Source organism: Streptomyces sp. ISL-12 (genome assembly GCF_018614415.1).
Taxonomy (GTDB): Bacteria; Actinomycetota; Actinomycetes; order Streptomycetales; family Streptomycetaceae; genus Streptomyces.
In genome coordinates this window covers 1-13,321 of the sequence record NZ_JAGGOO010000135.1, presented here as the reverse complement: position 1 = coordinate 13,321, position 13,321 = coordinate 1, and the positions used below count along the sequence as shown (strand labels likewise).

The window sequence follows — 13,321 nt, the reverse complement described above, 5'->3', positions numbered from 1 at the left end:
CACCCAGCCGACGCCCGCCCGCGCGGCACGGGACAGCGGCCGGCGGCTCGGCTCCGAGGCCACCGCCACCGCCGCGTCCAGGCCCCGTACGAAGCGCCGGGCCGCGGCTATGTCGGGGTGCGCGGACGGTCCCGTACCGGCGACGACCGGGGCGAGGACCGCGCGCAGTTCACCGACGCGCATCCACCAGAGGAAGGGGGAGCCGATGACGAGGACGGGGGCGGTGGAGGAAGCGGAAGGCGCGGAGGGGGCGGAAGGGGCGGAAGGGGTGGAGGAAGCGGAGAAACCGGCGGAAGCAGCGGAGGAGGCCGCGGGCCGGCGGTTCGGCGGGCCGGCGTGGATCGCCGCCGGGTCGGCGTGGTCCGCCGGGGGCGGGGGGCGGCCGTGCGCCCGGTGGGTGCGGTGGGTGCGGTCCTCCAGCCAGCTGTCGCAGTCCGGGGTGAGCGCTATGGCGGACGGGGCGGGAACGTCGAGCCGCTCGGCGAGGTCGCGCACCATCCGGTACAGGTCCGGCGCCGACGACTCGGCGATCGCGACCGTCGGGGTGACGGCGGGACGCGCGCGGACGACGACCGCGGCGACACCGGCGGCGGCGAGCAGTACGAGGAGGGCGAGCACGGACACGGCCCAGCGCGCGGCGTCCCAGCCCGCGCCGACGAGGTGGCCGGTGGAGCCGCCCACCAACAGGATCACCGCGGCGGCGGACGGCAGCAGCGCGACGGCGAGAGCTCGGCTGCGGACCCGCAGCACGGCCAGGGCCCGGGCCCGCGCGCCCTGCGCTCCCCGCTCCTCCACGCCCATGCCGCTCATGCCCGGACCTCATCCCCTCACTGACCTGACGCGCCTGCCTGTCGTGCCGTTGCCGGTATCCCGTTGCCGATAGTGCTCACTCCCCCACTGTGGCACCCGCCACTGACATCGCAATGCGCGGTGGGCCAAGTGCCGGAATGCTTGCGCCGCACCCTAGTTGGGGGCTCGGGGCCCGTCAGCCGTATGGAGCATCGGTCACTCGATGGAATGGCTTTGGGCAGAGGTGGGTGACGGACGGCAAGCGTCAGGCCCCGGTTCCTGGAGAACCGGGGCCTGCGGGATCTGTGACCGTGCGGGGCCGGATTACGCCTCGGCCGCCGCCTCGGCAGCAGCCTTCGCCGCGATGTCCGTGCGGTGCTGGGAGCCGTCGAGGCCGATGCGGGCGACGGCCCGGTAGGCGCGGTCGCGGGCCTCGGTGAGGTCCGCGCCGGTGGCCGTGACGGACAGGACGCGTCCGCCGGCGCTGACGACGGCGTCGCCCTCGCGCTTGGTGCCGGCGTGCAGCACGTACGCGTGCGGGGCGTCCCCGGCGGGGTGCTCGGCCGCGACCTCGTCGAGCCCGGTGATCGGGTCGCCGGTGCGCGGGGTGCCGGGGTAGTTGTGCGAGGCGATGACGACGGTGACCGCCGCGTCGTCGCTCCAGCGCAGCGGCTCCAGGTCGGCGAGGTTGCCGGTGGCGGCGGCCATCAGCAGCCCGGCGAGCGGGGTGCGCAGGCGGGCCAGTACGACCTGGGTCTCGGGGTCGCCGAAGCGGGCGTTGAACTCGATCACGCGGATTCCGCGGGAGGTGATCGCGAGTCCGGCGTAGAGGAGGCCCGAGAAGGGGGTGCCGCGGCGGCGCAGCTCGTCGACGGTCGGCTGGAGGACGGTGTGCACGACCTCGTCCACGAGCTTCGGGTCGGCCCACGGCAGCGGGGAGTACGCGCCCATGCCGCCGGTGTTGGGGCCCTCGTCGCCGTCGAGCGCGCGCTTGAAGTCCTGGGCGGGCTGGAGCGGGCGGACGTTGTCCCCGTCGGTGATGGCGAAGAGGGAGACCTCGGGGCCGTCGAGGAACTCCTCGATGACGACGCGGTCGCACGCGCGCGCGTGGGCCCGGGCGGCTTCGAGGTCGTCGGTGACGACGACGCCCTTGCCGGCGGCGAGACCGTCGTCCTTGACGACGTACGGCGCGCCGAAGGCGGCGAGGGCCGCGTCGGCCTCCTCCGGGGTGGTGCAGACGTAGGAGCGGGCCGTGGGCACGCCCGCCGCCGCCATCACGTCCTTGGCGAACGCCTTGGAGCCCTCCAGCCGCGCCGCCTCCTTGGAGGGGCCGAAGACCGGGATGCCGGCCTCGCGCACGGCGTCGGCGACCCCGGCGACCAGGGGCGCCTCCGGGCCGACCACGACCAGCTCGGCGCCGAGTCGCGTGGCGAGCGCGGTCACCGCCGCGCCGTCGAGCGCGTCGACCTGGTGCAGCTCGGCGACCTCGGCGATGCCTGCGTTGCCGGGGGCGCAGTGCAGCGCGGTGACGTCGGGGTCGAGGGACAGGGAACGGCACAGGGCGTGTTCGCGGGCACCGCTGCCGATGACGAGGACCTTCACGGGGTCAGCCTAACGGGAGCGGACGGGCGTGGTTTGTGCGGGCCGCCGAGCGGGTGGGCGCCGACGGTTCGTCGGATCCTCCGAGTGCGCGCGCTCACACGGGATCACTGGGGCGCGTACGCCACTGAACTCCCGTGGGCCCTCACTCGTTGGCGATCTCCTCCACGACCGTCGCGCCCAGTTCCCGGACGAGCAGTTCCTTGCCGGAGAGGGCGGACTCGTCGAGGTCGGGGTCGTCGTCCTCGGGGATGTCGTCCTCGATGGAGACGGGCGGCGGCTCGGGAGCCGGTGGCCTCGGCGGCTGTGGCGCGGGGCCGGACGACAGGGAAGCGGACGCGGACCCGGGCCCTGAGGACGCCGGGGGCGGCGTGGGAGCGGAGGGCGCGGGTGCCGCGGCTGAGGGTGCCGCCGGGCGCTGGGCCGGGGCGCCACCGCCGTAGCCGCCACCGCTGCCACCCCCGTATCCGCCCCCACCGCCGTATCCGCCGGAAGGGCCGCCGCCGGAGGGGCCGGCCGGGGGCGGGGGTGCGGAGCCGCCGGACGGGTCGACGACCGCCTCGATCTTCCACTGGACGTTGAACTGCTCGCTCAGGGCCTGCCGCAGTACGTCCTCGCTGCCGCTGCTGACGAAGTTGTCCCGGGCACCGGCGTTGACGAAGCCGAGCCGGAGGGACGTGCCGTCGAAGCCGGTGACCTGGGCGTTCTGGCTGAGCAGGATCCAGGTGAACCGGCGGCGGTTCTTGACCGCCTCCAGGATGTTCGGCCAGAGGGTACGGGGGTCGAGGCCACCGGGCGCGGTGAAAGCACCGCCCGGGACGGCCTGGCCCGGGCCTGGGCCAGGGGCGGGGGCAGGTGCAGGGGCAGGTGCAGGTGCGGGGCTCGGGGCGCTGCTGTCAGGGCGGGCGGGTCCGCCCGAAGGAGCAGGCGCCGACGGTGCAGCAGGCTGCCCGGCGCTCCCCGCGGGAGTCGCCGTCGGCCAGCCACCCGGCCGCCGACCGCCCCCCGCGGGAGTCGCGGTAGGCCAGGCGCCGGGCGCGGAGGGCTGGGCGGGAGCAGCGGGGGCCGGAGCGGCAGCGTGAGCCGGGGCGGGAGCAGCCGGAACGGCAGCGGCTCCGTCACCGGAACCACCGGACCCATCAGAACCACCGGGCCCACCGAAACCGCCCCCCCGCCCCTCCGTCGCCGCGGGCACCGGCGCAGGCGCGGGCCCGCGCTGGCCGACAGGACCGCCCCCCGCGTCGGCGCCCCCGGGTCCGCCCATCCCCGCACCCTGCCCCGCGGGCCCCCGCACCGCGGCCCGGGCCGCGGCGGCACCGCCGCCCGGCGGCACCGGAGCGACCGGCGGCACGGCCGCGGCGCCGGCGTGGGCGTGGGCCTCGGCCCCCGGCACGTACCCGGCGGCCGGCAGTCCCGCGCCCGACGAGAAGTTCACGCCACGCTCAATACGATCCAGCCGGGCCATCACCGACCGCTCGTCGCCGTAAGCCGCCGGCAGCAGCACGCGCGCGCAGATCAACTCCAGTTGCAGACGCGGCGAGGTGGCGCCCCGCATCTCGGTGAGCCCCTCGTTGACGAGGTCGGCGGCGCGGCTCAGCTCGGCGGCGCCGAAGGACCGCGCCTGGGCCTGCATCCGCTCCACGACATCCGCCGGAGCATCGATGAGCCCCTTCTCCGCAGCGTCCGGAACGGCGGCGAGGATCACCAGATCCCGCAGCCGCTCCAGCAGGTCGGCCACGAACCGCCGCGGATCATTGCCCCCTTCGATGACCCGGTCCACGACCTCGAAGGCCGCCGCCCCCTCCCCCGAGGCGAACGCCTCGACGACGGAGTCGAGCAGCGAGCCGTCCGTGTAGCCGAGCAGGGCGGTCGCCATGGCATACGTCACACCGTCCGCACCGGCCCCGGCCAGCAACTGGTCCATGACGGACATGGAGTCACGCACGGACCCCGCGCCGGCCCGCACGACGAGCGGCAGCACACCGTCCTCGACCGGAATGTCCTCCTTCCCGCACACCTCACCGAGGTACTCCCGCAGGGTGCCGGGCGGAACCAGCCGGAAGGGATAGTGATGGGTCCGCGACCTGATCGTCCCGATGACCTTCTCGGGCTCGGTGGTCGCGAAGATGAACTTGAGGTGCTCCGGCGGCTCCTCGACGACCTTGAGCAGCGCGTTGAAGCCGGCCGACGTGACCATGTGGGCCTCGTCGATGATGTAGATCTTGTACCGGCTGCCGGCGGGCCCGAAGAATGCCTTCTCACGCAGGTCGCGCGCGTCGTCCACACCACCGTGCGAGGCGGCGTCGATCTCGATGACGTCGATCGAACCCGGCCCGTTCCTCGCCAGGTCACGGCACGACTGGCACTCCCCGCACGGCGTGGGCGTCGGCCCCTGCTCGCAGTTCAGACACCGTGCCAGGATGCGCGCGCTGGTCGTCTTGCCGCAGCCGCGCGGACCGCTGAACAGGTACGCGTGATTGACCCGGTTGTTCCGCAGCGCCTGCTGCAGCGGGTCGGTGACATGCTCCTGCCCGATGACCTCCGCGAAGGTCTCGGGGCGGTAGCGGCGGTAGAGCGCGAGAGACGACACGCATACGAGGTTATAGGCGACGACTGACAACCGGCCCGATGCCGAAGATCCCCAGGAGATCCCCGAAGATCCCACCGGACGTCCCCCGCGAGAACCCGGGAGAACGGGAGAGCCCCGGGCGAGGACCCCAGGCAAGACCCCCGGAACGCAGACGCCCCCCACGCACCCGCCAGAGCCGACCTACCCTTGCTGCCTTCCGGCCCTGGGGGAGTTCAGTCAGATAGCGCCGCGTGAGGGGCTGCGCCCAGCCTACCTGATCGCCGACCCCCGGAACGAGTTCGCGAGCACCCTCCGACGTCATGTAATGTCTCCAGCGGAGGATTCGCCTAGAGGCCTAGGGCGCACGCTTGGAAAGCGTGTTGGGGGCAACCCCTCACGAGTTCGAATCTCGTATCCTCCGCAGCCGCCCACCTGGGCAAACGAAGGCTCCGACCGGATCACGGTCGGAGCCTTCGTTGTTCCGTGGTTGCAGTTTTGGTTGCAGTTACCGGTTACCTCCCGTTGAGGACGGTCCGGCACACGCGGCAGTACATCGCCGCGTACCGCCCGTACCTGCGCATCAGCTGGCCGCACCCGGCACACGGCCCCAGCTCCCACGTCGGGCATCCCAGCGCGGCGGAGGCGGCGGCCCGCTCGACAGGGGTGATCCGCATCGGATCACGAGAACCCTGCACGGGCATGCGGGGAAGGGTGATGCCGCCAGTCGGCTGGCCGAGGTCGCGGATGGGCCGGGTGTCGCTGACGAACCAGCCTTCTTCTCCTGCCCGGCAAGTACGGTCGATCTCCTGCTCGGCGAAGGTGATCACGTCGTCGTCCTCATCGGCCGAGGCTGGAGGAAGAGGCGTCCGTTCACCGACGATCTCCTCCCACAGCGTGCGGTCGTCCGCCGACACCCACATGTGCCGTCCGGCCCGGCCGTTGCCGCGGCTGGGCACGTAGACCGGGACGCTCTCCCCCGTGGCGCTCTGCAAGACCAGGTCTTCGATGTAGACCGGCTTCTTCTCGGGCACACACAGCGCGGGGACGAACCAGTCGGCGTGAATCGCGCCACAGTGACCGGCACCCTCGCTGACGAGGCAATGGCGGTCGCTGCTGGGTACGCACTTCCATACCTCCAGGTGGCGGTACCCGCCGCGGATCACCATCTCCTTGCCGTCGGCGATGTCCTTCCACGGCATGTCGTCCACGCGTGCCCATGGGGCTCGGTCGATCAGTGAGGCCGTCCGGTCCTTCGCCACCCAGAGAGGTGTGATGCCGTGCTCCACAGCGTTGGCCGAGCGGCGATGCACGCTGCTGGGGCTGAGGTGGTGGTACTGGATCTCCCAGCCGATCCGTAGGCCGCTGGGCCCGGTGACGACCGCGTCGGTGACGCTCCGCCGGTTGGCTACGGGAACCTCGGCCTCGGAGTCCAGCCCGTACTTCGCAGCGGTCTCGACGACCCGTTCCTTCGTGGCCTTGTGCTGTGCGCTCTCCGCCGGGGTCGGCTTGTGTGTGACCGGTAGGTGCGAGGCAACCAAGGGCCTTCGGCCCCCTATCCGGCCTCGGCGGATGAACATCCACGGAGACTTCCCCCCGGCCTCCGACTGGCACTCCCGCCCCGCGTGGTGCGCCAGGCATTCCAGCAGTTGCGGGTCGCGGTCGGTGATGCTCGCGGTGATCTCGCCGAGCAGCTCCGGACGGCCCGGATGCCCGAGATCGGGTAACGACAGATTGATCTCTATGCCATATCCGGTGTGCCACACCCCGTTAGCCATTCCTCCACGATAGGAACGTCCACTGACACTCAACAGGGCGCGCACCAGGGGAACATGGCGGGGGCAGGCCAGCCCTTTTGCACGATCCTGCAGCGTGTGAGGGCCGCATCGGCAACGGGCCCTCGCACGGAGATCAGCCGGCGTCCTCATCATCGTTCAGGAGCCGCATCGCGTATACGTGCTCCTTCGGGTGCCGTGCCAGCCGCGCCATCACCCAGGCAGTGCGAGCGTCCATGCCCGACCCGAACTCGGCGGCCAGGCGGCGGGCCTGCCACGTCGTCCGAGGCGCAAGCACCCAGCGCACGAGCGAGAACCGTACGCGGCCGGTGCCGACCGCGCTCCTCCCCGCCGACGTGGGTCCACTCTCCGGGGAGGGGTCGGAGCCGCCCGGTGCATGCGATGTCGAGCCGGCCACCCGGCGAGTGTCACGGCGCAATCAGCCTCTACGGAGTCGATCAGCCCGGTGACCACCGGAAAGAGCGGCGGACGTCGCTGTCGTTGACGTCCGAGGTGGTCGTGTCGTTCACCGGTACTGGGCCCACGCTGCGCTGTCAGGCAATCGGGATCCGGGCATGGCCAACTTGCGCCCTTCTCGTGCTGCCCTCGGGCTGCTCAGACTGCCGTACACGGACCGGTGGGGGAGGGCTTCAATCGTGGCTGGGCGTAGACGGGGTGCCGCTGCTCGCAGGCGGCGGGCGGCGCGGCTGAAGGTGGTGGCGGCCGGCGGTGGCCTGGTGCTGGTCCTGCTGGTGGTGTTCTGGTCGGCCGTGTGGCCCTACATCACGGGTGCACTGGTCCTCGGCGGCGTCGGCGCGGCGGGCTGGTGGCTGTGGCGTACGGACCGGCTCGTGCGGGGGCGGGACCGTCTGTGGCGGCAGGAAGAAGCGGTGAAGACCGGGCACCGGACGCTCTCTGAGGTGGACGCGATGACCGGCACCGAGTTCGAGGACCTGGTCGCGGACCTCTGCCGACGGGACGGATGCACAGAAGTCCGGCGGGTGGGCGGTGCGAACGACAACGGCGCCGACGTCGTCGGCCGTCTCCCGGACGGGCGGACCATGGTGATCCAGTGCAAGCGCTACGCGCCGAGCAGCACGATCGCGAGTCGCGAGTTACGCGATCTGCTGGGTGCCAAGGTGCACTTCGAGGCAGACCTGGCGGTGTTCGTGACGACCACACGCTTCAGCCATCCCTCCGAGCGGTTCGCGGTGCAGCACGGCATCCTCGCCGTGCACCGCGATCACCTCGGCCTGTGGAACAACGGGGCCTCACTGCTGTCCCTGAGTGAGGTGAACGGCCGTGGCCAGGGAGACTCCCGGCACCGGGCGCGCTGGAAGCGGGCGTACGGGAGCTGACGGGCCTCGCGGGTGCGCGAGGCTGGGTCTTGCAGGATGCTCGCCGCGGGGTCTCAGGCACGGTTACCGATGAAGGGTCGGTCGTACGGCTGGCGTGATTCGGGTTCCGGCGGCCGCGCTCGCTGCCTCCAATACCTCATCCCAGTCAGTCTGGGGGAGCCATACCTTGCCCATGAGGTGTGCCGTCCACCAGACGAGGTCTGCCCAGCTGCGACACCGGTGGACTTCGATGGCGTACGAGTTGGCGTCGAGAGCCGAGTCGCACGAGTAGTGGTGAACGCGCCAGCGGGCCGGATCCGGATACGACTGGAGGCTTTCGCCGGAGAAGGTCAGAACCCCGCGCTCGGGCTGATCAGCTTCGAGCTGCTCCCAGGCGCGTTCGTTGACCGTCGCCCGCTCGACCTCCGACATGTCCACCCAGAGGCGGCCTTCACCGTCGGCAATGGGCTGTTTCACGCATCGCAGATGGCGACCAGTTCGCGTGTCACGGGTCGGCCTTTCGTGTTTCGGTTGTCACCTCTCGCGAATCGCGCGGAGCGGTGGCGGCTGGCGACGTCCACGCCGATGAAGAGGGCCGGACGCGAGCACCGTGCCGACCGAAAGGGTCTCGCCCGACTACGCGTCGGTGCTCGCGGTCGACTTCCACGGTGCCAGAACCCGGCTTCCACACCGGTGCCGGCGCAACGGACCAGTCAGGGGCCACCGGCCGTAGCGCCGGGAGGGCCTCCTCCCCCATCCCATGGTTCACGCCGCCGCAGGCGCAGTCGCACGGCGTTGCTGGTGCTGCCAACGCACAGCTCGGCGAGCCGCAGGAGGACGTGTCGCCTTCGCCTGGGTGCTGCTGGCAGAGCGCGGGCCAACAGGGGGTTCGCATGTACCAGTCGAGGCATCCGACCGCACCGGTCAGCTCCCGATCGAGGACCGCCATCATGACCGGAATGGCGTCTTGCACCATGGTGACGGTGCTCCAGTAGGAAACCGGCGGGGCGTTTCCGAAGATTGCTTCTCGATAGCCGGAGGCGAAAGTGCGCGCCATCGCATGGTCGCTTACTGCGCAGAGGTCCGTACTCAGGCCGATGGGGCGGAAGTCTCCGATTGCCAAGGAATCGTCGGAGAGATGAGCCCACCTGCTGCCGGTGGGGCGGCACTCGAATCTGCCTCCGCGGACCTCCTCCCACTCGGAGACCATGCCGATCAGGACGGTCTTCGTGTTGCGGCCATCCGCAAGCCGTCGCTGCTCAACAGGTGCTTTGGCCAGGATCCGGTCGATCGCTTCCTCCGCCTGGCGGGTCTGCGGGACCTGTCCCCGAGTGGTGGACACCTGCTCCTGTCCGCCTTGTTCACCGCGGACGGCTCGCTGGTCGTTCTCCACGCGGCGCTGGTCGAGGACATCCCCCACTGCCTGCTGGGCAGCGGAGCCACCGGCTGACCGTGTCCTTCTGCCGGCCGTGACGTCCTCGCCGGGACCTGGCCCGGGACAGCCGCGACCGTACGGTGCCGACGGGGATGCCGAGGGCCCGCCCGGCCCGCGGGTGGTCCGGGCCGGCGGCACCCGCGCGGCACTAGGAAGTGACCCGCGCCCGCCCCGTCCCCGTCGTCTGGTCCACCTCCGACACCCGCACCGTCGCCCGCATCGTCCAGGTGCCGGGGAGGGGAAGGGTGACGGAGTTGGTGCTCCAGTAGCCGCCCCGGTCGGTCAGTCGGGCGTCGATCGGGCCGATGTCCCGGGCGGGGAGGGAGAAGGTGAGGCGCAGTTCGGGTACGGCGGTCAGGCCGCCGTCGGCGCCGAAGACCACGGCCTGCACCGCGTTGTCGCCGCTGCGGGCGGGGTCCAGGGTGATCTGTACGGTTCCCCGGCCGCCCGGGGTGCCGATGTCGAAGGGGATCGTGGTGACGGACGCGGGCCGCGGCGCCCCCGCCGGCACGGCACGGGCCGCCTCGGTCCCGGCCTCGGTCTCGGCGCGGCCCGGCGCCGTGCCGGTGAGCACGGTGGTGATCAGCAGCACCCCGGCCGCGACCACCGTCTCGACGAGCACGGAGCGGCGCAGCAGAGACAGAGGTGGAGGTGGAGGTGGAGGTGGAGCCTCGGGTGCGGGGGCGATCCGTGTCGTCCACCGGCGCGACATCCCCGCCACCGCCACCAGCACCATCACCGCGGCCCCTTTGGCCAGCAGCAGCCTGCCGTACGGCGTACCCGTGAGCGCCGCCCAGGAGCCGAGCCCGCGCCAGGACTGGTAGACACCGGTGGCGGTCAGGACGCCCACCGAGGTCAGGGCCAGCCGGGAGAACCGGGTGACGACGGCGGCCGGGAGGGCCGGGCCCGCCGGGGTACGGCGCAGCAGGGTGAGCAGGGCCGCGAGGCCGCCCAGCCAGCAGGCCGTCGCCAGCAGGTGCAGCACGGCCGACGCGAGCGCCGCCGGAACCTGGACGCCGGCCGCGGCGTGCTCGGCGCCGGCCCAGGTCAGGGCGAGTACGACGGCCGGCGCCGCGCCCGCGGCCCGCGCGCCCCGCCCGGTCCCGCCGCCGGGACGGAACAGCCGGGCCGCCGGCCACACGACCGCCCCGAGCAGCACCAGCCGGGCCAGCAGCAGCACCCCCGGCCGGGTGGTCAGGGTGTCGCGGAGTACGCCGGGGTCGACGGCGGCGGCCGGGCCAGTGCCCGCCTCGTAGGGGCCCCGCAGCATCAGCAGGGCGACGGTGGCCGCCAGCAGGGTCCACCAGCCCGTCGCCGCCAGGGGACGCAGCCGCCCGGGGTCCGGCGGACGGCACAGCGCGACGAACGCCGCCGTGCCGACGAGCAGGGCGCCGGCGAGGTAGGCGAGGTAGCGGGCGGTGCCGTGCAGGGCGCCGGTGAGCGGGTCCCCGGCCGGGCCGGGGTCCACCGGGGCGGCCGTGGCGGAGGGGGCGCCCACGGAGAAGGTGAACGCGCCGGAGACCGGGTGGCTGTCGGCGGACACCACCCGCCAGGCGACCGTGTACGTGCCCTTGCCCAGCCGGTCCGGGCCCGGCAGGGAGACGCGGACGGTGTCCGGCCGGCCGTCGGCGTTCTCCGCCTCCCCGGTGCGGACGCGGTGCCCGTCGGGGCCGAGGACACGGAACGAGTCGTCGCGCAGGCCGACGGACTCGCTGAACGTCAGGGTGAGGTGGCGGGGGGCTCGGGGGAGGACGGTGCCGTCGGCGGGGTCGGTGGCGGTGAGGGCGGCGTGGGCGGACGCCGGTCCGGCGCCGAGGAGGGAGAGGAGGAACAGGACCAGCACGGTGCCGAGCAGCACCAGCCCTTGAAGTCGACGACGTCCCTCAGGTCCAAGGTGTCCACCACTCCTCACGTCCCCACCCCGTCCTGTGACGCACCGGCTCGGGGATACGTACGGACGTGAGGGGCCGGGTGCTCACCGAGCCGCGGGCCGGCTCACCAGGACGGGCGTGCCGACACCCCGCCGTCCACCACTAGGTCGTGCCCGGTGACGAAGGAGGCCAGCCGGGAGGCGAGGAACACGCACGCGTCGCCGACGTCCTCCGGGCGCCCGAGCCGGCCGGCGGGCACCGCGTCCAGCCAGCGCCGTACGCCCTCGGGCCAGGACTCGGCGAGACCCTCCCGGTCGGTCAGGCCGGGCGAGACGGTGTTGACGCGGACGCCCCACGGGCCGTACTCCTGGGCCGCCGCGCGGGCGTGCGCCACGACCGCCGCCTTGGCGGCGCCGTAGTGGGCGTGCCCGGGGGCGGGGGCGCGCGCCTCGATGGAGGCGATGTGGGTGACGGTGCCGCCGGTACGGGTGCGGCGCATCACCTCCGCCGCCGCCTGGGTGCAGGCGAAGACGCTGGTCAGATCGGTGTCGACCACCGTCCGCCACTCGGCGGCCGTCATCCCGGGCAGTTCCCGCACCGGCTGTACGGCCGCGTTGTTGACGAGCGCGTCCAGCCGTCCCCCGCCCCAGTCGGCGGCCTCCTCGACCAGCCGGCGGCAGGCGTCCGCGTCGGTGAGGTCGGCCCGCAGCACGACGGCCCGGCCGCCGCGCCCGCGCACCAGGTCCGCGACCTCACCGGCCGCCGCCACCGACGTACGGCAGTGCACCGCGACCGCCGCGCCCTCCTCGGCCAGGCGCAGCGCGATGCCCCGGCCGATGCCGCCGCCCGCGCCGGTGACCAGGGCGGTCTGTCCGTGAAGGAGGCTCATGGGCGGCACAGTTCCGCGATCCGGGGCGCCTCGGCGGGGTAACGCACCGTCAGTTCCGCCGGGTCGCCGTGCTCGTAGTCGGCGTAGGTGAAGCCGGGCGCCATCGTGCAGCCGAAGAGGGTCCACGCGCCGCCCGCCGCGACCCGGCCGCCCATCCAGGTGCCGGCCGGGACGGTGAGCTGGACGTGCTGGCCGCCCAGGACGTCCGGTCCCAGGACCGCCGTACGGGCGGTGCCGTCGGGGGCGAGGAGGAGCAGGCCAAGGGGGTCGCCGAGGTAGTGGTGCCAGATCTCGTCGGTGGGCAGGCGGTGCAGGGCGGAGAAGTCGTCCGGGCGGGCGGTCAGCAGCGCGACGATCGCGGTGCCTTCCGGCCGGCCGTCGGGACGTTCGGGCCCGGCCCAGGTACGCCGGAACAGGCCGCCCTCGCGCGGGATCGGCTCCAGCCCGTAGTGCGCGACGAGGTCCTCGGGGGTCGGCGGACTGCTCATCCCGGCAGCGTACGCGGACGGTCAGGCGTCGCCCCGCCCGACGGGCCGGTCGAGGGCGGCGGCCGTCTCCTCGACGGCGGCGCGCAGCACGGCCGTACGGTCGACGCCGTACAGCGTCTCGGCGCGCAGCAGCCGGCCGAGGGCGTGCGCGAGGCGCGGGGCCAGGGCGAGATGGGGCTGGAACACCTCGGGATACGCGGGCGGCGCGGCCAGCGCGGCGAAGGCGGGCTCGGCCGCCAGCCGCCGTACGACGGCGGACCGCACCGCCGCGTACGCGTCACCGCGGAGGGCTTCGCGGGAGCCCCGGCCGAGCAGGCGGTCGCGCAGGGCGGCTGCGCCGGGGGTGAGGCCGTCCAGGGCGGCGAGACGGTCGAGCAGCGGGCCGTCTTCCGTACCGGCGGCCGAGGGCCCGTCCCCCGACCCGGCGGCCGAGGGCCCGTCCCCCGACCCGGCGGCCGAGGGCCCGTCCCCCGACCCGGCGGCCGAGGGCCCGTCCTCCGACCCGACGCCCGAAGGCCAGCCCTCCACCCCGGCCCCCGAAAGCCAGCCCCCCGACCCGACGCCCGAAGGCC

At 73.4% G+C, this 13,321-nt stretch carries 8 protein-coding genes, 1 tRNA gene, 1 other RNA gene and 2 pseudogenes; 2 read left to right on the top strand and 10 right to left on the bottom strand.

What is annotated here, in order from left to right:
* The 4 genes and pseudogenes from J7I94_RS31950 to ffs form a co-directional block, all read right to left on the bottom strand.
* A pseudogene (locus J7I94_RS31950) lies at nt 1-810 on the bottom strand (hypothetical protein); the annotation flags it as partial.
* 303 nt (nt 811-1,113) lie between these two features.
* Nucleotides 1,114-2,391: a phosphoribosylamine--glycine ligase gene (gene purD / locus J7I94_RS31945; protein WP_215172776.1), complete on the bottom strand. Its 1,278-nt coding sequence runs from the start codon at nt 2,389-2,391 to the stop codon at nt 1,114-1,116.
* A gap of 142 nt (nt 2,392-2,533) precedes the next feature.
* Entirely contained in the window at nt 2,534-4,978 is a 2,445-nt protein-coding gene (locus J7I94_RS31940) for a DNA polymerase III subunit gamma and tau (RefSeq protein ID WP_215172774.1), read from the bottom strand.
* A gap of 146 nt (nt 4,979-5,124) precedes the next feature.
* Nucleotides 5,125-5,221, bottom strand: an RNA gene (gene ffs / locus J7I94_RS31935) — signal recognition particle sRNA small type.
* Nucleotides 5,222-5,293: 72 nt separating this feature from the next.
* Here ffs and J7I94_RS31930 point away from each other — a divergent pair.
* Nucleotides 5,294-5,378: transfer RNA gene (locus tag J7I94_RS31930), tRNA-Ser, on the top strand.
* 91 nt (nt 5,379-5,469) lie between these two features.
* On the opposite strand, the gene J7I94_RS31925 is transcribed toward J7I94_RS31930, so the two are convergent.
* The gene (locus J7I94_RS31925) at nt 5,470-6,777 is read right to left on the bottom strand and encodes a hypothetical protein (RefSeq protein ID WP_308114784.1); all 1,308 of its coding nucleotides are present in this window, start codon (nt 6,775-6,777) and stop codon (nt 5,470-5,472) included.
* A gap of 608 nt (nt 6,778-7,385) precedes the next feature.
* On the opposite strand from J7I94_RS31925, the gene J7I94_RS31920 reads away from it, so the two are divergent.
* Entirely contained in the window at nt 7,386-8,087 is a 702-nt protein-coding gene (locus J7I94_RS31920) for a restriction endonuclease (protein WP_308114783.1), read from the top strand.
* Nucleotides 8,088-8,150: 63 nt separating this feature from the next.
* Here J7I94_RS31920 and J7I94_RS31915 read toward each other — a convergent pair whose 3' ends face one another.
* The 5 genes and pseudogenes from J7I94_RS31915 to J7I94_RS31895 form a co-directional block, all read right to left on the bottom strand.
* Entirely contained in the window at nt 8,151-8,543 is a 393-nt protein-coding gene (locus tag J7I94_RS31915; protein WP_215172770.1) for a hypothetical protein, read from the bottom strand.
* Between the two features lie 1,106 nt (nt 8,544-9,649).
* Nucleotides 9,650-11,359: a copper resistance protein CopC gene (locus J7I94_RS31910; RefSeq protein WP_215172768.1), complete on the bottom strand. Its 1,710-nt coding sequence runs from the start codon at nt 11,357-11,359 to the stop codon at nt 9,650-9,652.
* Between the two features lie 137 nt (nt 11,360-11,496).
* The gene (locus tag J7I94_RS31905; protein WP_215172766.1) at nt 11,497-12,261 is read right to left on the bottom strand and encodes an SDR family NAD(P)-dependent oxidoreductase; all 765 of its coding nucleotides are present in this window, start codon (nt 12,259-12,261) and stop codon (nt 11,497-11,499) included.
* Nucleotides 12,258-12,749, bottom strand: coding sequence for a cupin domain-containing protein (locus tag J7I94_RS31900; protein ID WP_215172764.1), 492 nt, complete (start codon nt 12,747-12,749; stop codon nt 12,258-12,260). Before J7I94_RS31900 ends, J7I94_RS31905 begins: the two co-directional genes overlap by 4 nt.
* A gap of 21 nt (nt 12,750-12,770) precedes the next feature.
* Nucleotides 12,771-13,321 (bottom strand): annotated as a pseudogene (locus J7I94_RS31895) (hypothetical protein); the annotation flags it as partial.